We start from the raw sequence: 22,555 nt of genomic DNA on the forward strand, positions 1-22,555 counted from the left end.
CCCCACACATCAGCACGGCCGCAGCGCGCCGTCCTCGCGCATCATCTCCACCAGCATGCCCTCGCGCAGGCCCCGGTCGGCCACCCTGAGCCGAGGCAATGGGAACGCATCGCGGATGGCGTCGAGAATGGCGCAGCCGGCCAGCACCAGGTCGGCGCGCTCGACGCTGATGCAATTATTGCTGGCCCGCTCCTGATAACTCATACCGAGCAGCCGCTGGATCACCGCCGTGACGTCGGGACCGTTCATCCAGATGCCATCGATGCGCCGGCGGTCGTAGCGCGGCAGGTTGAGATGGATGCCGGCAAGCGTCGTCACGGTGCCCGAGGTGCCCAGCATATGCATGTCGCGCAGATCGTTGCCGTGCTCGGCCGCAAACGGCGCCACATATTGCGCGACTTCGCGCACCATCCCTGCATAGGATTCCGCCGTGACGTCACCTCCGCCGAAATGCTCGGCCAGCGTGACGACGCCGAGCGGGACCGACATCCACGCCTTGATGCGCGGCACCCCGTTCTGCTCTTCCGGATCGCGCTCGATCCGCACCAGCTCGGTCGACCCGCCGCCAATGTCGAACAGGATCGCGCCCCGCCCTTTGGCGTCGAGCAGCGGCGAGCAGCCGATCACGGCCAGAGTTGCTTCGGTCTCGCGATCGATCACCTCGAGCCGGATGCCGGTCTCGCTCGCGACGCGGGCACGAAAGCTGTCGGCATTGGCGGCGGCCCGGCAGGCTTCGGTTGCGATCAGCCGCAGGCGCTTGGCCTTGCGGTAGCGGATCTTGTCGCTGCAGATGCTGAGCGCCGCGATGGCACGCTCGATCGCCGCCTCGCTGATGGAACCGGTTGCGGAAATGCCCTCGCCAAGCCGGATAATCCGTGAAAACGAGTCCACCACGCGAAAACCGTCCCCGGCCGGGTGGGCGATCAAGAGCCGGCAATTATTGGTGCCAAGGTCCAGCGCAGCATAGACACCGTTTGCCGCGGCCGCCGCAACCGACCCTGACGGGCTGGCGCAGGCCTCGAGGGCTTCGCGCAGCCGCGTATCGTGGTTCATCAAAACTATCTTTCCGCAGGCCGCGTCCGGGCCGCCGAAGAAAATCACCGTTCACGGAAACTTTAGCAGCGCCAAGGGGCTACGCAACAACCCATCACATAGGACTATGCCCAATCAGGCGTTGTCCGGGATTACACGGTACGTTATCTGAGCGGGAACCCGCGGAACCAAGAATCCAACAAGAAATCCAAGAGAATCCCAAGCATTTCAGGTGTTTTCGATGCAAGATCACACGTCGGCCTCCTCCCTGGACAACGCTATCGCACTGCAAAAATACGGTGTGGGGCAGCCGGTGCGCCGCAAGGAAGACGACACGTTGGTGCGCGGCAGGGGCAAATACACCGACGATTTCACCCTGCCCGGCCAAGCCTATTGCTGGATGGTGCGCTCCAGCCATGCCCACGGAATCATCAGGGGGATCGACACGGCCGCCGCCAAGGCGATGCCGGGGGTGCTCGGCGTCTGGACCGGCAAGGATCTCGAGGCCGCCGGCTACGGCCCCTTCACCTGCGGCCTGCCGTTGAAGAGCCGCGATGGCTCGCTGCTGTTGCAGACCAACCGCCCGGCGCTGGCGACCGACAAGGTTCGCTTCGTCGGCGACCCCGTGGCGTTCGTGGTCGCGGAAACGCTGGCACAGGCACGCGATGCAGCGGAGGCCATAGAGCTCGACATCGAGCCGCTGCCCGCCGTGACCGATGCGGCGGAAGCCGCAAAGCCCGGCGCGCCGCAGCTTTACGATCACATCCCGAACAACGTCGCGCTCGATTATCACTATGGCGATGCCGCCAAGATCGATGCGGCGTTTGCAACCGCCGCCCATGTAACCAGGCTCGACATCGTCAACACCCGCGTCGCCGTGGTGTCGATGGAGCCGCGCGTCGCGCTGGCGGCCTACGACAAGGCCGCCGAACGCTTCACGCTGCAGGTTCCGACGCAAGGCGTTTCCGGCAACAAGGTGACGCTGGCAAGAATCCTCAATGTGCCGAACGACAAGGTGCGGATCGTGACCGCCAATGTCGGCGGCTCCTTCGGCATGAAGAACGTGAGCTATCCCGAATATACCTGCATCCTGCATGCGGCGAAGGCGCTGGGCCGTCCGGTAAAATGGACCGACGAACGCTCGACCAGCTTCCTCTCCGACAGCCACGGCCGCGCGCAGCTCATCCACGCCGAACTGGCGCTCGATGCCGACGGCAGGTTTCTGGCGGTGCGGCTTTCCGGTTACGGCAATCTCGGCGCCTACATCACCGGTGTTGCGCCGGGGCCGCTGTCGCTCAACACCGGCAAGAACCTCGCCAGCGTCTACCGCACCCCGCTGCTTGGCGTCGACATCAAGACGGTTTTGACCAACACCACGCTGATGGGCGCCTATCGCGGCGCCGGCCGGCCCGAGGCGAACTACTACATGGAGCGGCTGATCGACCGCGCCGCCGACGAGATGGGCATCAACCGGCTGACGCTGCGCAAGCGCAACTTCATCAAGCCGTCGCAACTGCCGTTCGCGGCGGCTTCTGGCGTCACCTATGACAGCGGCGACTTTGCCGGCGTCTTCAACAAGGCGCTGGAGATTTCCGACCACGCCAATTTTGCCAAGCGCAAGAAGGAGAGCCGGAAGAACGGCAAGCTGCGCGGCATCGCCGTCGGCTCGTACCTCGAAGTCACCGCGCCTCCGAGCGGCGAACTCGGCAAGATCACCTTTGAGCCTGACGGGTCGGTGAAGCTGACCACCGGCACGCTCGATTACGGCCAGGGTCACGCCACCCCGTTCGCCCAGGTGCTGTCTGCGCAGCTTGGCGTTCCCTTCGAGAAGATCACCATCGAGCAGAACGACAGCGATCTCGTCCGCTTCGGCAACGGCACCGGCGGCTCGCGCTCGATCACGGCGACCGGCCAGGCGATCGTAGAAGGCTCCGCGCTCGTGATCGCAAAGGGCAAGCAGGCGGCCGCTCATCTGATGGAGGCATCCGAAGGCGACATCGAATTCGCCAATGGCCGCTTCACCATCGCCGGCACCGACCGCTCGATCGGCATCATGGATTTGGCGAAGCGCCTGCGCGAGGGCAAGATGCCCGAAGGCGTGCCGCTGTCGCTCGATGTCGACCATGCCACCAAGGACACGCCGTCCACCTTCCCCAACGGCTGCCATGTCGCGGAAGTGGAAGTCGATCCCGAGACCGGCGTCGTGCAAATCGTGCGCTATTTTGCGGTCAACGATTTCGGCACCGTGGTCAATCCGATGATCGTCGCCGGCCAATTGCATGGCGGCGTCGCGCAGGGCATCGGCCAGGCGCTGATGGAGCAGGTCAGCTACGATGCCAGCGGCCAGCCGATCACCGGCTCATTCATGGATTACGCGCTGCCGCGGGCCGAGGACATTCCGCCGATGGAGATCGGCGACCACCCTTCGCCGGCAAAATCCAATCCGCTGGGCACCAAGGGCTGCGGCGAAGCCGGCTGCGCCGGCAGCCTCGTCTGCGTCGTCAACGCGGTGGTCGACGCGCTGTCGGATTACGGCATCACCCATATCGACATGCCGCTGACGCCGGAACGGGTGTGGCGGGCGATTCAGGATGCGAAGGCGAAGCAGGCGGCGTAGCTCGAGAGCCACCGCATACACCACTCTCATCGCCCGGCTTGACCGGGCGACCCAGTATTCCAGAAACGTCAATAATTGAGCCGAGAAGCGGCGGCGTACTGGATTGCCCGCCTGCGCGGGGAATGACAGGTGAGATCGCGGCGCGCCGCCCTACGCCGCCGCCTGCTCGCGCGGCTGGTAGATCGCGATGTGGTGGCAGAGCGCCAACGGCGTGTTGCCGTTGCCGACGACCAGCGCGTCGAGTTCGACGAAACGGTGGCCCTTCTTGTCGTAATTGCCGACCACCTTCGCACGCGCCGTGATGACGTCGCCAGCCTTCGCCGCTGACAGTAGTTGCATGCGGCTGCCGACATGAATCCACGGGCCCAGGATGGCGTTGTCGACCAGCACCCGGTTCATCACCCGTTGCAGCAGACCGGGATGACCGAGACCTTCCTTGGCGTAGATCGGATCGGTCTCCCTGATGTCGGCGAGATATCCCGCGGCCGCTTCGCCTGCCCAGTCGCGCGGGATGGTGCCGAGCCATTTGCCGACTTCATAGGAAGACGCGTTGACCGGCTTGCGTTCCGCCACCGCCGCGACTTCCCTGTAGTCGGCGATCGAAGCAGCCGGTGCGGAGACCGGCAATGACGCGGTGCCGGTGGCACAAAGCTGGCCGCGGCTCTGCACCTCGATCGACAGCACGCCGTTGCTTTCTTCCCCGGTCAGCTCCGCGAGTTCGCCGTCATAGACCGGCTTGACGAAGCGCGCCTCGATCAGGCCGCGTTCGAGGAAGGCGCGGCCCCATTTCGTCACCGGTTGGTGCATCATGTAGGCCATCACGTCGACGCCGGGGACCAGCCCACCCGAGAATCCGAACCGCCTTGCCACGGTGTCGTCATGCATCTTGTTTTCGGATTGTTTGGCGGTGTTGTAAGCTTGGACGCGATAGGGCTCGATGGGCATGCCGGTTTCCTGTTGTTTTTGGTTGTTTTTCCGCCGGTTATGGTAGGCAAAGAATGTGCTGACGCAAGCGTGTTCCCGGCCCCCCGTTTCCCTCGCATTCCGGCATCGAATAGGTTACCACGCGCGGGCAAGAGAACCGCTGTCGAACCGATATGTCTGACGTGAACCAAACCCGCATCTATGTCGATGCCGACGCCTGCCCGGTGAAGGACGAGATCTATCGCGTCGCGATCCGCCACGGCCTGCCGGTCAGCGTTGTTGCGGGAAATTTCATCCGCGTGCCGCAGGATCCGCTGATCGAGCGCATCGCCGCCGGTTCCGGCATGGACGCCGCCGACGACTGGATCGCCGAGCGCGCCGGCCGCGGCGACATCGTCATCACATCGGATATCCCGCTCGCCAGCCGCTGCGTGAAGGCCGGCGCCGAGGTGATCGCGCCGAACGGCAAGCCGTTCACGGAAGCATCGATCGGCATGACGCTGGCCGTTCGCAATCTGATGACCGACCTGCGCTCATCCGGCGAAGTGACCGGTGGTCCAAAGTCCTTTGCCCCGCGCGACCGCTCGACGTTTCTGTCGGCGCTCGACCAGACCATCCGCCGCATCCAGCGCCAGCGGGCGCAGCAGCCTGCGCCGAACCAGGGTTGAACGATGGCGCCGCCGCTGATCCAGTTGAAAGATATAAGGCTGACGTTTGGCGGCACGCCGCTGTTGTCGGGCGTGGAATTGTCGGTGTCGTCGGGCGAGCGTGTCTGCCTGATCGGGCGCAACGGCTCCGGCAAATCGACGCTGCTGAAAATCGCCGCCGGACTGGTCGAGCCCGACAGCGGCAGCCGCTTCGTGCAGCCCGGCGCCACCATCCGCTATCTGCCGCAGGAGCCTGATTTCGGCGCCCACAAGACGACACTGGCCTATGTCGAGGCAGGCCTCGGCCCCGGCGACGATCACTACCAGGCGCGCTATCTGATCGAACAGCTTGGCCTCTCCGGCGACGAGGACCCTGCGCATATTTCTGGCGGCGAAGCCCGCCGCGCGGCGCTGGCGCGGGTGCTGGCGCCCTCGCCCGACATCCTGCTGCTGGACGAACCTACCAACCATCTCGACCTGCCGACCATCGAATGGCTGGAAGGTGAACTGGAAAGCCGCCGCTGCGCGCTCGTCCTCATCAGTCACGATCGCCGTTTCCTTTCCAACCTGTCGCGCTCGACCGCCTGGCTCGATCGCGGCCAGATCCGGCAGATCGACCGCGGCTTCTCCGCATTCGAAGCCTGGCGCGACGAGGTGCTGGCGGAAGAAGAGCGCGAGCAGCACAAGCTCGACCGCAAGATCGTCAACGAGGAACACTGGCTGCGCTATGGTGTCTCCGGCCGCCGCAAGCGCAACGTCAAGCGGCTCGGCAATCTGCACGCGCTGCGCGACCAGCGGCGCAATTATCGCGGCGCTGCCGGCAATGCCAACCTCGCGGCCGCCGAAGCTGAAAAATCTGGCCGGCTGGTCATTGAGGCGAAGAACATCGCCAAGGCCTATGGCGACCGCAAGATCGTCGATGGCTTCTCAATTCAGGTCCAGCGCGGTGACCGGATCGGCATCGTCGGCCCGAATGGCGCCGGCAAGACCACGCTGGTTCATCTTTTGATCGGCAACGATCCGCCCGATAGCGGCACGATCCGGCTCGGCGCCAATATCGAAATGGCGACGCTGGACCAGCACCGCGAAAGCCTCGATCCGAAATCGACGCTGGCGGAAGCGCTGACCGGCGGTCGCGGCGACCATGTCATGGTCGGTGGCAAGCCGAAACACGTCATCGGCTACATGAAGGATTTTCTGTTCGCGCAGGAGCAGCGCGGCACGCCGCTGGAGGCGCTCTCCGGCGGCGAGCGCGGCCGGCTGATGCTGGCGCGAGCGCTGGCAAAGCCGTCGAACCTCTTGGTATTGGACGAGCCGACCAACGACCTCGATCTCGAAACTCTCGACGTGCTCGAGGAAATGCTCGGCGATTACGAGGGCACGGTGGTGCTGATCAGCCACGACCGCGACTTCCTCGATCGCGTGGTGACGTCGGTGATCGTGCCTGAAGGCAATGGCCGCTGGATCGAGTATGCCGGCGGCTACACCGACATGCTGGCCCAGCGCGGCGAGGATTTGTCGCGGGAATCTGTCAATGGTCGGACGCCGGTTGAGGAAAAGAAAGAGACCAGAGCTACGGCCCCTTCCGCCCCGCCAAAACGCCGGCTGAACTTCAACGAAAAGCACGCGCTTGAAACACTGCCGAAGACGATCGCGAAATTGCAGGCCGAGATCGCAAAGCAGCAGAAGCTGCTTGACGATCCCGACCTCTATGCCAAGGATCGCAAGAAATTCGACGCGGCGTCATCGGCAATCGCAAAAGCGCAGGAAGAGCTGGCCGTTGCCGAAGACCGCTGGCTGGAGCTTGAGGTTTTGCGGGAAGAGATCGAGCAGGCATAGCCTACGGGTTCACACGGACTTCCAAGAGAGAAGAGCATGACAACGCCCCTCGCCGCCAAAATCGCCCGTGAATACGGCACGCCCTGCGCGGTCATCGACATGGACCGCGTCGAGCGCAATATCGCCCGCATCCAGGTGGCCTGCGATACCGCCGGCGTCGCCAACCGGCCGCATATCAAGACCCACAAGAGCCCGCTGCTCGCACAGATGCAGGTCGCAGCCGGCGCCAAAGGCATCACCTGCCAGAAGCTCGGCGAGGCCGAAGTGATGGCGGATGCCGGCATCGACGACATCCTGATCAGCTACAATCTGATCGGCGAGGAGAAGATGGCCCGGCTCGCGGCGCTGCAGGCCAAGGCCAACATGACGGTCGCTGCCGACAATTCGACCGTGATCGCGGGCCTGCCACAAGCAGCCGCGGCTTCAGGACGTCCGCTTTCAGTCGTAGTCGAATGCGATACGGGCCGTAAGCGGGCCGGAGTCGAGACGCCGGCGGAAGCCATTGCGCTAGCGCGCGAGATCGCGGGCTTAGAGGGACTACAATTCGCGGGCTTCATGCTGTACCCGACCGAAACCGGCTGGGCTGAGGCACAGAAATTTTTCGACAAGGCGCTGGCGGGCGTCCGCGCGCACGGGCTCAATGCGACGATGGTTTCGACCGGCGGCTCGCCCAATCTGAAAAATCTCGGCAAGCTGAAGGGCGCGACCGAGCATCGACCCGGCACCTATATCTACAACGACCGCATGCAGGTGGCGGCCGGCGTCGCCGAATGGGACGATTGCGCGCTGAACATCTATTCCACCGTCGTGAGCCGCGCCGGACCGGACCGCGGCATTCTGGACGCCGGTTCGAAGACGCTGACATCGGATCCCGGCGGCGGTCTCGACGGCTACGGACTGATCCTTGAGCACCCCGAAGCGAAGATCGCGCGCTTCGCGGAAGAGCACGGCTTCCTCGACCTGGCCCGCAGCAACACGCGGCCGAATGTCGGCGACGTCGTCCGGATCGTGCCCAACCATGTCTGCGTCGTCGTCAACATGATGGACGAAGTGGTGATGGTGCGTGGCGACGAGATCATCGGCACGCTGCCGGTCGCGGCAAGGGGGAAGTTGCGGTGAATTCGTAGTCCGTAGGATGGGTAGAGCGCAGCGAAACCCATCGAGACTTGCCGAGCTGCTGGATGATGGGTTTCGCTGCGCTCTACCCATCCTACGAATTTAGCCATTTCAGCGCACCTCGCCCCGCTGCAGCGCCTGTCGCAAACGACGCCTGCAAGAGGTAACCGCCGGTCGGCGCTTCCCAGTCGAGCATCTCACCGGCCGCGAACACGCCGGGCAAGCGGCGGAGCATGAAAGCGTCGTCAAGTTCATCGAAGGCGATGCCGCCTGCGGTCGAGATCGCGCGCGCGATTGGTGACACACTATCAAGCTGCACAGGCACTGCCTGAATCATGCGGGCGAGATCAGCGGGCGACAGCGAAGATAGCGACATCCCGGATGCTTTGGCGGCTTCCTGCAACAGTCCGATAGCGACGGGCGAGAGATTTGCTGCCTTGCGGAGGAAATTCGAGAAGGACTGTTTGCCTTTTGCGGCGGACAATTTCGCTGTCAGTTCGCCGATCTCCGCGTCGGGACGCAGGGCAATGCTGAGCGTGGCCTGTCCATCGCGCAGGATTGCCTCGCGCAATTCGGCAGACAGCGCGTAGACCGCGCCACCCTCGATGCCGGTGCTGGTGACGATGGCTTCGCCACGTACTGTGTGTTGGCCGAATGTCAACGCCACGCCCTTGAGCGGTTGGCCTTCAAAGCGGTCGCGGAAAATGTCCGACCAGGCGACGGTGAAGCCGGAATTGGCCGGCCGGAATGACGATGTCTTCACCCCTCTTGCCGCTAGAATCTCTGTCCACGCGCCATCCGATCCGAGCCGCGGCCAACTCGCGCCGCCGAGCGCCAGCACGGTGGCGCAGGGATCAACGACGTGTGCCCTATCGTGCGCTTCAAACCGCAGACGGCCCTGTTCGTCCCAGCCGACCCACCGGTGGCGCAGCGCCAATTTTACGCCCTGCGAGTCCAACCGCCGCAGCCATGCGCGCAGCAATGGAGAGGCCTTGAAGGCTTTCGGAAACACCCGGCCGCTGGAGCCGACAAATGTTTCCTGCCCCAGTGCCTCGCTCCAGTCGCGCAACGCCTGCGGCGGAAATGCTTCGATGGCGGCTTTCAGGTTCGGCATCGCCTCGCGATAGCGGACAAGGAATTGCGGCAGCGGCTCGCTGTGCGTGAGGTTCAGCCCTCCGCGCCCCGCCATGAGGAATTTTCGGCCGGCGGATGGCATCGCGTCATAGACGGTGACCGCAGCGCCGCCTTGCGCGAGCACTTCGGCCGCCATCAGGCCGGCAGGGCCGGCGCCGATGATGGCGACTTTTTTGGAGTGCGATGACATGGCGAGAGTGTAGCCGGATCGATGGTCCCGTAGGGTGGGCAAAGCGACTTGTCCGCCGTAGCTCAACGAGCGAAGGCGGAAGCGTGCCCACCAATGTTCACCGGCATCGGAGATGCGTGGTGGGCACGGCGCGAAGTGCGCCTTTGCCCACCCTACGAATTCGCCGCCTCGCTACAGCTTAATCCCCGCCCGTGCCGCGGCCTGGGCGACATACTTCTGCGTCTGCTCGAATGCGCCTTGCAGCGCCTTCGCCTTCGACACGTCGTCGATCTCGGCGAAATGCGCCGCGATAGCGTCGGGCGTCCAGTCGGACTGGGCTAAGTTGACGCCTTCGGTCTCGATGATCTTGATCACCGCAAACGAACCCGCGCCCGCGCCCATGATGGTGCGGGTCGGCGCGTCTTCGCTGAGCAGATATTCCACCGCGGGCGTGATCGCTTCGGGCTTCATCAGCGCCAGCGCCTGCGGCGGCAGCAGTTCTTCCGTCATTCGGGTGGCCGCGGTCGGCGAGATCGTGTTGACGCGAATGTTGTTCTTGCGGCCTTCCTCGGCCAGCACGTTCATCAGGCCGACCATACCTGCTTTCGCTGCGCCGTAGTTGGCCTGGCCGAAATTGCCGAACAGGCCCGACGACGAGGTGGTCAGCACGATGCGGCCGTAATTGCGCTCGCGCATGCCATCCCACACCGCCTTGCAGCAGTAAAACGTGCCGACGAGATGGACGTCGAGCACCTTGGCAAAGTCGGCGACGTCCATTTTTCCAAACGACTTGTCGCGGAGAATGCCGGCATTGGCGCAGAGCAGATCGACACTGCCCCATTCCTTGGTAGCCCGCTCGACCATGGCCGTGACCTGTCCGAACTTGGAGACGTCGGCGCCGTCGGCCATCGCCGTGCCGCCCGCTTTGCGGATTTCCTCGACCACGGCTTCAGCCGGCGACAGCGATCCGCCGGTGCCGTCCCATGCGCCGCCGAAATCGTTGACCACCACCTTGGCGCCGCGGCTCGCCAGCCCCAGCGCATGCGCCCGTCCCAGACCATTGCCCGCGCCCGTGACGATTGCGACGCGTCCGTCAAACCTGATTGCCATGCGAAATTCCTGCTTCTTCTTCCTTCTCCCCTTGTGGGAGAAGGTGGCGCGAAGCGCCGGATGAGGGGTCTGTCTCCGCGGAGAGAACCCCTCACCCGTCCTCGCTTCGCGAAGCCACCCTCTCCCACAAGGGGAGAGGTACCGCGGCTTCGCGGAGATTGACTATTTTTGAGCAGCGATGGATTGCCGGGTCAACTGGTTTGAAGGCGCGCTTCGCGCTTTTGCCCGGCAATGACGGTGGCCGGCTAGTTAAAATAGATCAGCCCGATCCAATCGGCGACCAACGCCGGCTTGTCCTCGCCTTCGATCTCGACGGTAACGTTGGTGCGCGACTGCAATTCCTTCGGCTTGCGCAGCTTGGCTTCAACAAGCGTGAAGCGGCCGCGAACCCGCGAGCCGGCGCGGACCGGCGAGAGAAAACGCAGCTTGTCGAAACCGTAGTTCACGCCCATCGCCGTGCCTTCGATAACCGGCATCACCTCGTACGACATGATGCTCATCAAGGACATAGTGAGAAAGCCATGCGCGATGGTATTGCCGAACGCGGTTTCCTTCTTTGCCCGTTCCGGGTCGACATGAATGAACTGATGGTCCTCGATCACGTCGGCATAGAGGTTGATCCGGCTCTGGTCGATCAGGTGCCACGACGACACACCGATCTCCTTGCCGACCATGGCCTGATAGGCCTCAAAGGAGACCGGCGGCTTCTTCCAGACTTCATTCATTGATTAGCTCTCCAACCCGGCGGTCCGCACTTTCTGCAGCTCCGGGAATTCTTCTTCGCGGAACTCGGCGCCGCGCAGCGTATCGTCTCTGACATTATCATGCTCGAGCCGGCGCAACTGCACGCGGCGGATTTTTCCGGAAATCGTTTTCGGCAGCTCCTTTACCAGTTCGATCTTGCGAATACGCTTGAACGGCGCGAGCCGAGTGTGCAGATGCTTGAAGATCGACAGCGCCGTCTCCGGCGAGCCCTCTACACCCGATACCAGCAGCACATAGGCTTTCGGGATGGCGAGCCGGATCGGATCGGGACTTGGGACAACCGCAGCTTCAGCTACCCATTCATGCTCCAGCAGCACGCTCTCCAGCTCGAATGGACTGATGCGATAGTCGGAGGATTTGAAGACGTCGTCGGAGCGGCCGACAAAGGTGAGATAGCCCTCGTCGTCGGCAAACACCACGTCGCCTGAGCGGTAGAGATCGCCGTCCGCGCCGCTTAATTTGCCGTCCTCGCCCTGATAGCCCTGCATCAGGCCAGCCGGGCGGTCGGCGCCAAGCGCCAGCGTCACCTCACCCTCCTTGGTGACGTGGCCGTCACTGTCGGTGATCCGAACCTGGTAGCCCGGCAACGGGCGGCCCATCGAGCCGACCTTCACCTTCTGGCCCGGCGAGTTGCCGGCGAGTGCGGCGGTCTCGGTCTGGCCATAGCCGTCGCGGATCGTTAGCCCCCATGCCGCCTTCACCTGGTCGATCACTTCGGGATTGAGCGGCTCGCCGGCGCCGCAGACCTCGCGCAGGCTTACCTCGAAATCCGCGAGCTTCTCCTGAATAAACAGCCGCCACACCGTCGGCGGCGCGCACAGCGTGGTGACGCCGCAGCGGCCGATCGTGGTGAGCAAGGCCTTGGCGTCGAAGCGCGGCTGGTTGACCACGAACACGGTGGCTCCCGCGTTCCACGGCGCGAAGAAGCAACTCCAGGCATGCTTGGCCCAGCCTGGCGAAGAGATGTTCAAGTGCACGTCGCCTGGCTGCAGGCCGAGCCAGAACATCGTCGAGAGGTGGCCGACCGGATAGCTGCGCTGGCTGTGCCGCACTAGCTTTGGTTTCGCCGTGGTACCAGAGGTGAAATAGAGCAGCATCGGATCGTCGGCATTGGTCGGACTGTCAGGTGTAAAGTCGTCCGGGGCGCTGGCAGCCTGTTCGAAGGGCAGCCAGCCATCGTGCTTCGATGTCGCGCCGACCACGACGCGCACCAGTCCGTCGCCACCGAGGCCTGCAAATTTCGCGACCTGATCCTGCGAGGCAACCACCGCCCGCGCCCTGCCCCGCTCGAGCCGATCGCGCAATTCATCCGGCGTCAGGAGCGTGGTGGCGGGGATAACGACGACGCCGAGCTTCATCGCCGCCAGCATGGTCTCCCACAGCGGCACGACATTGCCGAGCAGCAATAGCAAATGATCGCCGCGCTTCAGCCCCTGCGCCCGCAGGAAGTTTGTGACCTGATTGGAGCGGCGCGACAGCGTGGCGAACGTGAGCTTTGTTTCCTTGTCGCCGGGATCGACGATCCAGAGCGCCGGGCGATCCCGGCTGTCAGGATTGCGCGCGAGTTCCGCGTCGAACCAGTCGAGCGCCCAATTGAATGGAACGGGATCCGGCCAGCGAAATCCCTTCACTGCCGCATAGTAATCGGTGCGGTGGTTGAGCAGAAACGCGCGCGCTTCCTGAAAGGTCGTCATTAGGTCCCCGTTATTTCGCAGCGAGGCTCCGAACGTGCTGGATAATACCGGAAAAATCCACCCCGCCATGGCCGGCGGCATCAAAAGCCTTGTAGATCTCCTGCGCGTGCTTGCCGAGCGGCGTCGCCGCGCCCGCAGCCTTGGCCGCATCCTGCGCCAGTGTCAGATCCTTCACCATCAGGGCCGACGCGAATCCCGGCTTATAGTCGTTGTTAGCGGGCGAAGTCGGCACCGGGCCGGGCACCGGGCAATAGGACGTCAGCGCCCAGCATTGCCCTGAGGAGGTCGAGGCAACATCGAACAGCGCCTGATGCGACAGGCCCAGCTTTTCAGCGAGCGCAAAGGCCTCGCCGACGCCGATCATGGAAATCCCTAAGATCATGTTGTTGCAGATCTTGGCCGCCTGCCCTGCGCCGCCGACGCCGCAGTGGACGATCTTCTTGCCCATGTTCTCCAACACCGGTTTCGCCGCAGCAAACGCTTTTTCCTCGCCGCCACACATGAAAGTCAGCGTCGCGCCCTTGGCGCCGCCAGTGCCGCCGGATACCGGCGCATCGACCGAGAGCATGCCGTGCTTTGCCGCCAGCGCGTGCGCCTGCTTGGCGCTTTCGACGTCGATGGTCGAGCAATCGATGATCAGCGTGCCCTTGGTCATCACAGGGACCACTTCGTTCCAGACCGACAGCACATGCTTGCCCGCCGGCAGCATGGTGATCACGACATCGACGCCCTTGACGCAAGCGACCGAACTCTCGGCGATCGCGGCGCCGTCGGCCTTGGCCTGATCGCGCGAGGCTTCGACCAGATCGAACGCGGTCACCTTGTGGCCGGCCTTGACCAGATTGGCCGCCATCGGGCCGCCCATATTGCCGAGGCCAATGAATGCGATATTTGCCATCTCGAATCCTCCGCTAAACTTTCTTGTTCTGATCAGGGAAATCTGAGTTCGTCAGCGCCGATCTCGGCGAAATAAGGCGCGACCATTTCCGGCGTCACGTCCTCGATTCTCGGCGGCGACCATCTTGGATTGCGGTCCTTGTCGATGACGGCCGCGCGCACGCCCTCGCGAAAATCGTCGCTCGCAAATACTTCCAGCGCGGCGCGATATTCCCGCACCAGGCATTCCTCCAGCGAGCGCGCGCTGCGCGCCAGCCGCAACAGCTTGAGTGTCACCACCATGCCGCGCGGCGACTTTTCGTTCAGCGTCTTCAGCGTCGCCTGCGCGAAGTCCGAGCCATCGCGCTGCAACGCCGCGATGATGTCTTCCATTCGCTCGTGGGAGAACAAGGCATCGATCTTCGCCTGCTGCGCGGCGACCGGCCCGGCCGTTTCTCCAGTCGAGCAGCCGTCGATCAGCTTCCTGATGTCAGCCGATGTCGTGCCCGACGCCACCTTCGTCAATGCCTCGCGCAAGGCCGGCAGTTTTGCCGACGGCACCACCGCATCGGCAAACTTTGCATGGATGGCATCCGGACCGTTCATGGTCTGCCCGGTCAATCCAAAATACGTGCCGATCTCGCCCGGCGAATGCGACAACAGCCAGGTGCCGCCGACGTCAGGGAAGAAGCCGAGGCCGACCTCGGGCATCGCGAGTTTCGTCTTCTCGGTGACGACGCGATGGCTCGAATGCGCCGACAGCCCGACGCCGCCGCCCATCACGATGCCATCCATGAAGGCGACATAGGGCTTTGGGAACTTCTTGATGCGGGCGTTGAGGATGTATTCGTCCCGCCACAGGATCCTGCCGAGATCGCCCTTGACCTTGGAGCTTTCCCAGAGCGCGCGGATATCGCCACCGGCGCACAGCCCGCGCTCGCCCGCGCCTTCAAGCACGATCACGGCAACATCGGGATTCGCCTCGAAGGCATCGAGCGCCTTGTCGACGTCGTGGAACATCTCCAGCGTCACGGCATTGATCGCCTTCGGCCGGTTCAGGCGGATGATGCCGGCTGAGCCCTCCTTGCGCGCGATCAGGTCGCCGTCTGCAATGGCCGCATCCGTCATTGCGCGCCCTCGATCAGCTTGCGCGACACGATCAGCCGCATGATTTCGTTGGTACCTTCCAGGATCTGGTGCACGCGCAGGTCGCGCACGATTTTTTCGATGCCGTATTCGCTCAAGTAGCCGTAGCCGCCATGCAGTTGCAGCGCCTGGTTGGCGACCTCGAACCCGACATCGGTGCCGAAACGCTTGGCCATCGCGCACAGCGTGGTGGCATCCGCATCCTTGCGGTCGAGCGCTGCCGCCGCGCGCCAGACAAATGTTCGCGCCGCCTCCAGTTCCGTCGCCATATCGGCGAGGCGGAACTGCAGCGCCTGGAATTCATCGAGCCGTTTGCCGAAGGCTTTCCGCTCCTTCATGTAGGCGAGCGACTTGTCGAGCGCGCTCTGTGCGCCGCCGAGCGAGCACGCCGCGATATTGAGGCGGCCGCCGTCGAGCCCGGCCATCGCGATCTTGAAGCCGATGCCCTCCTCGCCCAGACGGTTTTCGACCGGCACGCGGGCGTTTTCAAACATCACCGCGCGGGTCGGCTGCGCGTTCCAGCCCATCTTGCGCTCGTTGGCGCCGAACGAGACACCGGGCGTTTCGGCCGGAATGACAAGCGTGGAGATGCCGCCCGGCCCGTCACCGCCGGTCCGCACCATCACGACATAGAGGTCGCCGCCACCGGCACCGGAGATGAACTGTTTCTGGCCGTTGAGCACATAATGATCGCCGTCGCGCACCGCGCGGGTGCGCAGCGCCGCGGCGTCCGAGCCGGATCCCGGCTCGGTGAGGCAGTAGCTTGCGATCAGCTCCATCGTACAAAGCTTCGGCAACCACTTTTGCCGCTGGGTGTCGTTGCCGAAGGCATCGATCATCCAGGACGCCATGTTGTGGATCGAGATGAAAGCCGAGACGGTCGGACAGCCGGTCGCGAGCGCCTCGAAGATCAGCGCCGCGTCGAAGCGGGTCATCGCGGAGCCACCGACATCGTCCTTGATGTAGATGCCGCCCATGCCGAGGCCTGCGGCCTCGCGCATCACGTCAACAGGAAAATGCTTCTCCTCGTCCCAGCGCAGCGCATGAGGCGCGATTTTCTCGGCCGCAAACGCCCGCGCCATGTCGCGAACCGCCACCTGGTCCTCGTTGAGAGCGAACTGCATTCTGGGCTGCTCATTGTTGTCGTCATTGCGAGGAGCGAAGCGACGAAGCAATCCATTCTTCCTTTTCGCGGCAATATGGATTGCTTCGCTGCGCTCGCAATGACGCCTGGGCTACACCATCACTTCATCAACGGAATCGAGAACTCCGCGCCCTCCTTGACGCCGGACGGCCAGCGCGAGGTCACCGTCTTGGTCTTGGTGTAGAAGCGGACCGAGTCCGGACCGTGCTGGTTGAGGTCGCCGAAGCCCGACTTCTTCCAGCCGCCGAAGGTGTAGTAGGCGATCGGCACCGGGATCGGCACGTTGATGCCGACCATGCCGACATTGACCTTGGCCGCGAAATCACGTGCCGCGTCGCCGTCGCGGGTGAAGATCGCAACACCGTTGCCGTAATCATGTTCGGACGGCAGTGCGAGGGCTTCCTTGTAGTCGTGGGCGCGCACCACCGAGAGCACCGGGCCAAAGATCTCCTCCTTGTAGATCCGCATGTCCTTGGTGACGTTGTCGAACAGCGAGCCGCCGAGATAAAAGCCCTTCTCGTAGCCCTGCATCTTGAAGCCGCGGCCGTCGACGGCGAGCGTGGCGCCTTCCTTGATGCCGATATCGATGTAGTTCTTCACCTTCTCGACCGCTTCGCGCGTCACCAGCGGACCGTAATCGGCGGACGGATCGACGGAGGTGCCGATCTTGAGCGACTCCACGCGCGGGATCAGTTTTTCCATCAGCCGATCAGCGGTGGTCTTGCCGACGGGAACGGCGACAGAGACCGCCATGCAGCGCTCGCCGGCCGAGCCGTAACCGGCCCCGATCAGCGCGTCGACCGTCTGATCCATGTCGGCGTCGGGCATCACGATGGCGTGGTTCTTGGCGCCGCCAAAACACTGGCAGCGCTTGCCGGTCTGGGCGGCGCGCTCATAGATGTATTGCGCGATCGGCGTCGAGCCGACGAAGCCGATGGCCTTGATATCGGGGTCGTCGAGAATGGCGTCGACGGCTTCCTTGTCGCCATTGACGACGTTGAGGATGCCGGGCGGCAGCCCCGCCTCCATCATCAGCTCGGCCAGCCGCATCGGCACACCGGGATCGCGCTCCGAAGGTTTTAGGATAAAGGCGTTGCCGCAGGCGATCGCGGGCGCGAACTTCCACATCGGGATCATCGCCGGGAAATTGAACGGCGTGATGCCGGCGACGACGCCAAGCGGTTGCCGCAGCGAATAGATGTCGATGCCGGGGCCGGCGCCTTCGGTGTATTCGCCCTTCAGCAAATGCGGAATGCCGCAGGCGAATTCCGCGACTTCGAGGCCGCGCTGGATGTCGCCCTTGGCGTCGGGAACGGTCTTGCCGTGCTCGCGCGCCAGCAATTCAGCGAGCTTGTCATAGTCGCGTTGCACCAGTTCGAGGAACTTCATCATCACCCGCGCGCGGCGCTGCGGATTGGTGTTGGCCCATTCGGGCTGGGCGAGCGCGGCGTTTTCGACGGCCGCGCGGACCTCCGCTCTTGAGGCCAGCGCCACCTTGGCCTGGACGTCGCCGGTCATCGGCTCAAACACGTCGGCCGTCCGGCCGGACGTTCCCTTGACCTCTTTGCCGCCGATAAAGTGTCCGATTGAGCGCATGAATGATCTCCCTAAGGTCCCGTCTGGGATCGCTTTCGAGCCCCTTTTTGACCTGCATTTCTTGGGATACAAGTCCGATATATTGCACCATAGATGTGCGGAAATGCTGGATCAAGGCACCAAGACGATCGACTGGGATGACTTCCGTTTCGTGCTGGCGATCGTGCGCGGCGGCTCGGTTTCCGCTGCCGCCAAGCAGCTATCGGTCGACCATGCCACCGTGATCCGCCGTGTCGACCGGCTGGAACGGCATCTCTCCGCAAAACTGTTCAACCGCCGCAAGACCGGCTACCTCCTGACCGAAGCCGGCCAGCGCGTCGCCGACAGTGCCGAAGCGATGGAATCCACCATCGTCGCCAACCAGGAGGCGGTCGGCGGCTCGCGGGCCCAGCTCACCGGTACGGTCCGAATTGGCGCCCCCGACGGGTTCGGCAGCCATTTCCTGGCGGCGCGGCTTCTGAAATTCACCGAGCGGTATCCCGATCTCGACCTGCAGCTCGTCGCCACCGCCCGCCTGTTCAGCCTGTCGAAGCGCGAGGCCGACATTGCGATCAGCCTCTCCATGCCCAAGGAGGGCCGGATCGTCGGGCGCAAGCTGCTCGACTACAGCCTCGGGCTCTATGCCGCGCCGGCCTATCTCGACCGGGCACCGAAAATCACTTCCCGCAGCGACCTGCCGGGGCACCGCTTCGTCGGCTATATCGAGGAACTGCTGTTCACGCCGGAGCTGGATTACCTGCCCCAGGTTTCGCCGAAGATCTCGGCCAAATTCCGCAGCGCCAATCTGATCGCGCAGCTCAACGCCACCATTGCCGGCTTCGGCATTGCGGTGCTGCCGCATTTCATGGCGAAGGCGCATCCCGAATTGCGCGCAGTACTGCCCGACGAGGTCAGGATCTCGCGCACGTTCTGGATGCTGATGCACGCCGACAGCAAGGACCTGGCGCGGATCAGGGCGGTGGCCGATTACATCCACGAGACGGTGGAAAGCGAGCGCGCGCTGTTTGGCGGGCGGTGAGTTGTAGGGTGGGCAAAGCGAAGCGTGCCCACCATTCCAGCAACGCACGTGGAAAGATGGTGGGCACGCTGCGCTTTGCCCACCCTACGATTTGCGCGATCAATTCCCCTTCGCACGCGTCTTCTTCGCGGCCGGCTTCGCCTCGGCGCGGGTCAGCGCCGCCTCGCGGCCGGCGACGAGAATTTCGTCGGACAGTTCGCCGCTGCCGGCAACGCGCGACATCACCAGCGTACCCATCATCGTCGCCAGCGTGCCCATGGCCTGCCTGCGGGCCGTCTTGCGCGGCACGTCGGGAATCTGGTCGGCGATCACATCGATCAACTGCTCCAGCTTGGCGGCAAAGGCCTTGCGCGTCTTCGCGCTTTCCCGGGCGATCTCGGCACCTAACGTCGTAACGGCGCAACCGCGGCCGGGATCGTCGCGATGAACCGTCGAGACGTAGGAATCGATGATCGTCGACAGCCGCTTCTCCGGCGGCGTTTCAGCGGCAATTTTTCGCCAATGCTCGACCGAGCGGTCCATCGCATAGGCAAAAGCCTCGATGACGAGCGCCTCGCGGGAATCGAAATGCGCGTAGAAGCCGCCATGGGTCAGGCCCGCCTCCTTCATCAAGTCGGCGACGCCGATGCCATGCGCACCCTTTTCACGAAGCCGCACCGAGGCTTTTTTCACGATCCGTGCGTGGGTCTCCTGCTTGTGCTCTCTCGAATAACGCATCAACGCATCCCATTAAATGTCCCTGGTCATATAATAACAGTTGTGAGCAGGAAAAGCTGCATCTAAATCGCCTTTTCAACGCCGATCATCGTGAACGTTCCGGTCGCGTGCACCGCAAGATTGCCCGCACGGTCGCGGACGAAGCCTTCGGCATAGCTGGTCTGACGGCCGAACTTTATCACTTTGCCTTCCGCCGAGATCGCGCCCGACCGCACCGACAACGGCCGCAGATAGGTCAGCTTGAGGTCCAGCGTGACTGAGGTCTGCCCCGCCGGCTGCATGGTGGTGATGGCGCAACCCATGGCAGTATCCAGAAGCGCTGCGGCCGTCGCGCCGTGGAGCAGTCCGATGGTGTTTTCGAGGCTTTCATCCGGATCCAGTTCCATCACGATCCGGCCGGGCTCGGCGATGCGCATCTCGAAACCGATCAGCCGCGCCATCGGCGGCGGTGGCAGGACGCCATTGCGGATCGCGCACATGGTCTCCAGCCCGGACATTCCGGATGCCGCCCGGGCAACCGGCCCCGGCGCCTGCCATTCCACCACCCGATGCCTGCGCATATCGAACGAAAACAGATCGACAGTTTCGGTCATAGTCATGGCGGCTCCTTTAGATGACGATCATAATTCTATATCGGTGCGAGCGGTCGCGCAACGGCCCTCGCCCGCCCTTGACAAGCCGGCGCAATGTCCCGGAAGTGAGATCACCGACCAGAACAAGCCCGGACAAACAGAATGGAAATGCTCAACCCTCATTGCGGCATCGACCGCGACGACAGAGGCGTCGTTCGCCTCGCGATCTGCAATGCGGGCCCTCTCAACGTCCTCTCCTCCGCCGTCACCGACGGCGTGCGCGCAGGGTTCGAGCGGCTCGCCGGCGACAACACCATTCGCGGGGTCATCCTCGCCGGCCAGAGCGAGAAGAGCATGATCGGCGGCGCCGACATCAAGGAGATGGCGCGCCTCGACCAGAAGTCGGCGGAAGCCTTCATCACGCGGTTGCGCGACCTCTGCGAGGCCGTGCGCCACTTTCCGGCGCCGGTGATCGCGCGGCTTCCCGGCTGGTGCCTCGGTGGTGGACTGGAAGTCGCCGCCGCCTGTGATTTCCGGATTGCGGCCCACGATGCCAAATTCGGCATGCCGGAAGTCCGCGTCGGCATCCCCTCGGTGATCCACGCCGCGCTGCTGCCGCGGCTGATCGGCTGGGGCCGCGCCCGCTGGCTGGTCATGACGGCGGAAAATATCGACGCGCCCACCGCGCTCGCCTGGGGCCTGGTCGATGTGGTCGCCAAGGAAGGCGGGCTCGATGCCGCGGTCGAGCATACCGTAAAGGCGCTGCTCGAATGCGGGCCCGAAGCGCTGCGTTCGCAGAAGGCTCTGCTGCGGCAATGGGAGGAGCTGCCGTTGACCGAATCCGTCAACTTTAGCGTCGGCATATTCGGACAATCGTTCCTGACCGGCGAGCCGCAGCGGCTGATGCAGGGATTTCTCGACCGCAAGAAATAGACGGAGGGACGCATGAGGCCTGCCGGTGACATCTTTTAATCGGATTGCCTGGTTGCGATACTGTCGCGGTATAATATTAGATTCATAATTCAATATCCGGCTTGCGCGGATCGCGCTGGCTCGTCATGTCCTGAAATGAGGGAAGTACGACATTCAAGTCAGACGACCATCACGTCAGAATACTGAAAGCAAACCCTTCCCACCCGAATTCGCCGAGGCCCAATGATCTCGAACTGGCTGTCAGCCGCCCTCGCCCGCCGCAATATTCATTACGGCTGGGTGATGGTCGCCGTGACCTTCCTCACCGCCCTGATCTCCGCCGGCACGGTCGGCGCGCCCGGCGTCTTCATCGTGCCGTTGCAGAAGGAATTCGGCTGGACGACGGCGGAGATTTCTTCCGCGCTGTCGATCCGCTTCATCCTGTTCGGGCTGATGGCGCCCTTTGCCGCAGCGCTCATGAACCGCTACGGGCTGCGCAATGTGACGCTGCTGGCGCTGCTGATCGTCGTCTCCGGCCTCGTCGCGTCACTGGCGATGACACAGGTCTGGCAGCTCATGCTGCTGTGGGGCGTGGTGATCGGGCTCGGCACCGGCATGACGGCGCTGGTGCTGGGCGCCACGATTGCGGCACGCTGGTTCGTGGCGCGGCGCGGTCTCGTCGTCGGCATCCTGACCGCAAGCGTCGCCACCGGACAGCTCGCCTTCCTGCCGCTGCTGGCGAGCCTGACCGAAGCATACGGCTGGCGGATCGCGCTGGGCCTGGTGTGCATGATGCTCGGCGTTGCCGCTTTCGCCGTGCTGATGATCATGCGCGACCGGCCGAGCGATGTGGGTTTAAGGCCATTCGGCGACGAAGGCACCGAGCCGCTGCCGGCGCCTCCCCCGAACAACACCCCGATCATGGCAGCGGCGCTCGGCACGCTGCGCGATGCCTCGAAGTCGGGCGTGTTCTGGATCCTGTTCGCCACATTCTTCATCTGCGGGGCGAGCACCAACGGGCTGGTCCAGGTTCACCTGATTCCGATGTGCCTCGATTTCGGCATTCCACAGGTGCAGGCGGCGAGCCTGCTGGCTGCGATGGGCATATTCGATTTCGTTGGCACCATCGCTTCCGGCTGGCTGTCGGACCGCTACGACAATCGCTGGCTGCTGTTCTGGTATTACGGGCTGCGCGGCCTATCGTTGCTGTTCCTGCCGTTCTCCGATTTTACACTCTACGGCCTTTCGCTGTTTGCGATGTTCTACGGGCTCGACTGGATCGCAACCGTGCCGCCGACGGTGCGGCTCGCCACCCAGCGGTTCGGCCCCGAGCGCGCCAATTTGGTGTTCGGTTGGATTTTTGCCGGCCATCAACTCGGCGCCGGCGTCGCCGCTTTCGGTGCGGGCTTGTCGCGGACGGTGCTGCAGACCTACCTGCCGGCGTTCTTCGTTGCCGGCGCGCTCTGCGTGGTGGCGGCGCTGATTGTGCTGGCGATCTCGCGGCCGAAGGCGGCGGTGGTGTGACGC

General features: G+C 63.8%; 19 protein-coding genes. 7 read left to right on the forward strand and 12 right to left on the reverse strand.

Annotated features, from left to right (window positions below):
• Positions 1-9 precede the first annotated feature (9 nt).
• Complete coding sequence (locus tag YUO_RS0106940; protein ID WP_028346608.1) at positions 10-1,053, reverse strand: Ppx/GppA phosphatase family protein; 1,044 nt, start codon at positions 1,051-1,053, stop codon at positions 10-12.
• A 220-nt stretch (positions 1,054-1,273) separates the two neighbouring features.
• On the opposite strand from YUO_RS0106940, the gene YUO_RS0106945 reads away from it, so the two are divergent.
• Positions 1,274-3,649 (forward strand): xanthine dehydrogenase family protein molybdopterin-binding subunit, encoded by a 2,376-nt coding sequence (locus YUO_RS0106945; protein ID WP_028346609.1) that lies wholly within the window; start codon positions 1,274-1,276, stop codon positions 3,647-3,649.
• A gap of 150 nt (positions 3,650-3,799) precedes the next feature.
• On the opposite strand, the gene YUO_RS0106950 is transcribed toward YUO_RS0106945, so the two are convergent.
• Positions 3,800-4,594, reverse strand: coding sequence for a hotdog family protein (locus YUO_RS0106950; RefSeq protein ID WP_028346610.1), 795 nt, complete (start codon positions 4,592-4,594; stop codon positions 3,800-3,802).
• A 152-nt stretch (positions 4,595-4,746) separates the two neighbouring features.
• On the opposite strand from YUO_RS0106950, the gene YUO_RS0106955 reads away from it, so the two are divergent.
• Genes YUO_RS0106955 through YUO_RS0106965 form a run of 3 tightly spaced genes read left to right on the forward strand, consistent with a single transcriptional unit; the run spans position 4,747 to position 8,178 of the window.
• Positions 4,747-5,241 carry a YaiI/YqxD family protein gene (locus tag YUO_RS0106955; protein ID WP_028346611.1) on the forward strand — a complete coding sequence of 165 codons (495 nt, stop codon included), beginning with the start codon at positions 4,747-4,749 and terminating at the stop codon, positions 5,239-5,241.
• A gap of 3 nt (positions 5,242-5,244) precedes the next feature.
• Positions 5,245-7,059 carry an ABC-F family ATP-binding cassette domain-containing protein gene (locus YUO_RS0106960; RefSeq protein ID WP_028346612.1) on the forward strand — a complete coding sequence of 605 codons (1,815 nt, stop codon included), beginning with the start codon at positions 5,245-5,247 and terminating at the stop codon, positions 7,057-7,059.
• A gap of 36 nt (positions 7,060-7,095) precedes the next feature.
• Positions 7,096-8,178: a D-TA family PLP-dependent enzyme gene (locus tag YUO_RS0106965; protein ID WP_028346613.1), complete on the forward strand. Its 1,083-nt coding sequence runs from the start codon at positions 7,096-7,098 to the stop codon at positions 8,176-8,178.
• A gap of 91 nt (positions 8,179-8,269) precedes the next feature.
• On the opposite strand, the gene YUO_RS0106970 is transcribed toward YUO_RS0106965, so the two are convergent.
• The 8 genes from YUO_RS0106970 to YUO_RS0107005 form a co-directional block, all read right to left on the reverse strand.
• Positions 8,270-9,499: a TIGR03862 family flavoprotein gene (locus YUO_RS0106970; RefSeq protein ID WP_028346614.1), complete on the reverse strand. Its 1,230-nt coding sequence runs from the start codon at positions 9,497-9,499 to the stop codon at positions 8,270-8,272.
• A 171-nt stretch (positions 9,500-9,670) separates the two neighbouring features.
• Positions 9,671-10,588 (reverse strand): SDR family NAD(P)-dependent oxidoreductase, encoded by a 918-nt coding sequence (locus YUO_RS0106975; RefSeq protein ID WP_028346615.1) that lies wholly within the window; start codon positions 10,586-10,588, stop codon positions 9,671-9,673.
• Positions 10,589-10,833: 245 nt separating this feature from the next.
• Positions 10,834-11,313 (reverse strand): MaoC family dehydratase, encoded by a 480-nt coding sequence (locus YUO_RS0106980; RefSeq protein ID WP_028346616.1) that lies wholly within the window; start codon positions 11,311-11,313, stop codon positions 10,834-10,836.
• A 3-nt stretch (positions 11,314-11,316) separates the two neighbouring features.
• Positions 11,317-13,047, reverse strand: a complete 1,731-nt coding sequence (locus tag YUO_RS0106985) for an AMP-binding protein (RefSeq protein ID WP_028346617.1) — start codon at positions 13,045-13,047, stop codon at positions 11,317-11,319.
• A gap of 10 nt (positions 13,048-13,057) precedes the next feature.
• On the reverse strand, positions 13,058-13,945 hold the full coding sequence (gene mmsB / locus YUO_RS0106990; RefSeq protein ID WP_028346618.1) for a 3-hydroxyisobutyrate dehydrogenase: 888 nt from the start codon (positions 13,943-13,945) through the stop codon (positions 13,058-13,060).
• Positions 13,946-13,977: 32 nt separating this feature from the next.
• Positions 13,978-15,051, reverse strand: a complete 1,074-nt coding sequence (locus YUO_RS0106995; RefSeq protein WP_028346619.1) for an enoyl-CoA hydratase/isomerase family protein — start codon at positions 15,049-15,051, stop codon at positions 13,978-13,980.
• On the reverse strand, positions 15,048-16,193 hold the full coding sequence (locus YUO_RS0107000) for an isobutyryl-CoA dehydrogenase (RefSeq protein ID WP_028346620.1): 1,146 nt from the start codon (positions 16,191-16,193) through the stop codon (positions 15,048-15,050). The genes YUO_RS0106995 and YUO_RS0107000 overlap by 4 nt, the downstream gene beginning before the upstream one ends.
• 119 nt (positions 16,194-16,312) lie before the next feature.
• Complete coding sequence (locus YUO_RS0107005; RefSeq protein WP_028346621.1) at positions 16,313-17,809, reverse strand: CoA-acylating methylmalonate-semialdehyde dehydrogenase; 1,497 nt, start codon at positions 17,807-17,809, stop codon at positions 16,313-16,315.
• Between the two features lie 103 nt (positions 17,810-17,912).
• On the opposite strand from YUO_RS0107005, the gene YUO_RS0107010 reads away from it, so the two are divergent.
• Positions 17,913-18,827, forward strand: a complete 915-nt coding sequence (locus tag YUO_RS0107010) for a LysR family transcriptional regulator (protein WP_028346622.1) — start codon at positions 17,913-17,915, stop codon at positions 18,825-18,827.
• 99 nt (positions 18,828-18,926) lie between these two features.
• Here the strand turns inward: YUO_RS0107010 and YUO_RS0107015 are convergent, their stop codons facing one another.
• Together YUO_RS0107015 and YUO_RS0107020 are read right to left on the reverse strand one after the other, a co-directional pair.
• A complete protein-coding gene (locus tag YUO_RS0107015; RefSeq protein ID WP_028346623.1) occupies positions 18,927-19,544 on the reverse strand; it encodes a TetR/AcrR family transcriptional regulator in 618 nt (205 codons plus the stop codon).
• A gap of 62 nt (positions 19,545-19,606) precedes the next feature.
• Entirely contained in the window at positions 19,607-20,143 is a 537-nt protein-coding gene (locus tag YUO_RS0107020) for a PaaI family thioesterase (protein WP_028346624.1), read from the reverse strand.
• 135 nt (positions 20,144-20,278) lie between these two features.
• Here YUO_RS0107020 and YUO_RS0107025 point away from each other — a divergent pair, with 135 nt between their 5' ends.
• Positions 20,279-21,049, forward strand: a complete 771-nt coding sequence (locus YUO_RS0107025) for an enoyl-CoA hydratase (RefSeq protein ID WP_028346625.1) — start codon at positions 20,279-20,281, stop codon at positions 21,047-21,049.
• Between the two features lie 222 nt (positions 21,050-21,271).
• Complete coding sequence (locus YUO_RS0107030; protein ID WP_028346626.1) at positions 21,272-22,552, forward strand: MFS transporter; 1,281 nt, start codon at positions 21,272-21,274, stop codon at positions 22,550-22,552.
• Positions 22,553-22,555: the final 3 nt, after the last annotated feature.

Source organism: Bradyrhizobium murdochi, from assembly GCF_000472965.1.
GTDB lineage: Bacteria > Pseudomonadota > Alphaproteobacteria > Rhizobiales > Xanthobacteraceae > Bradyrhizobium > Bradyrhizobium murdochi.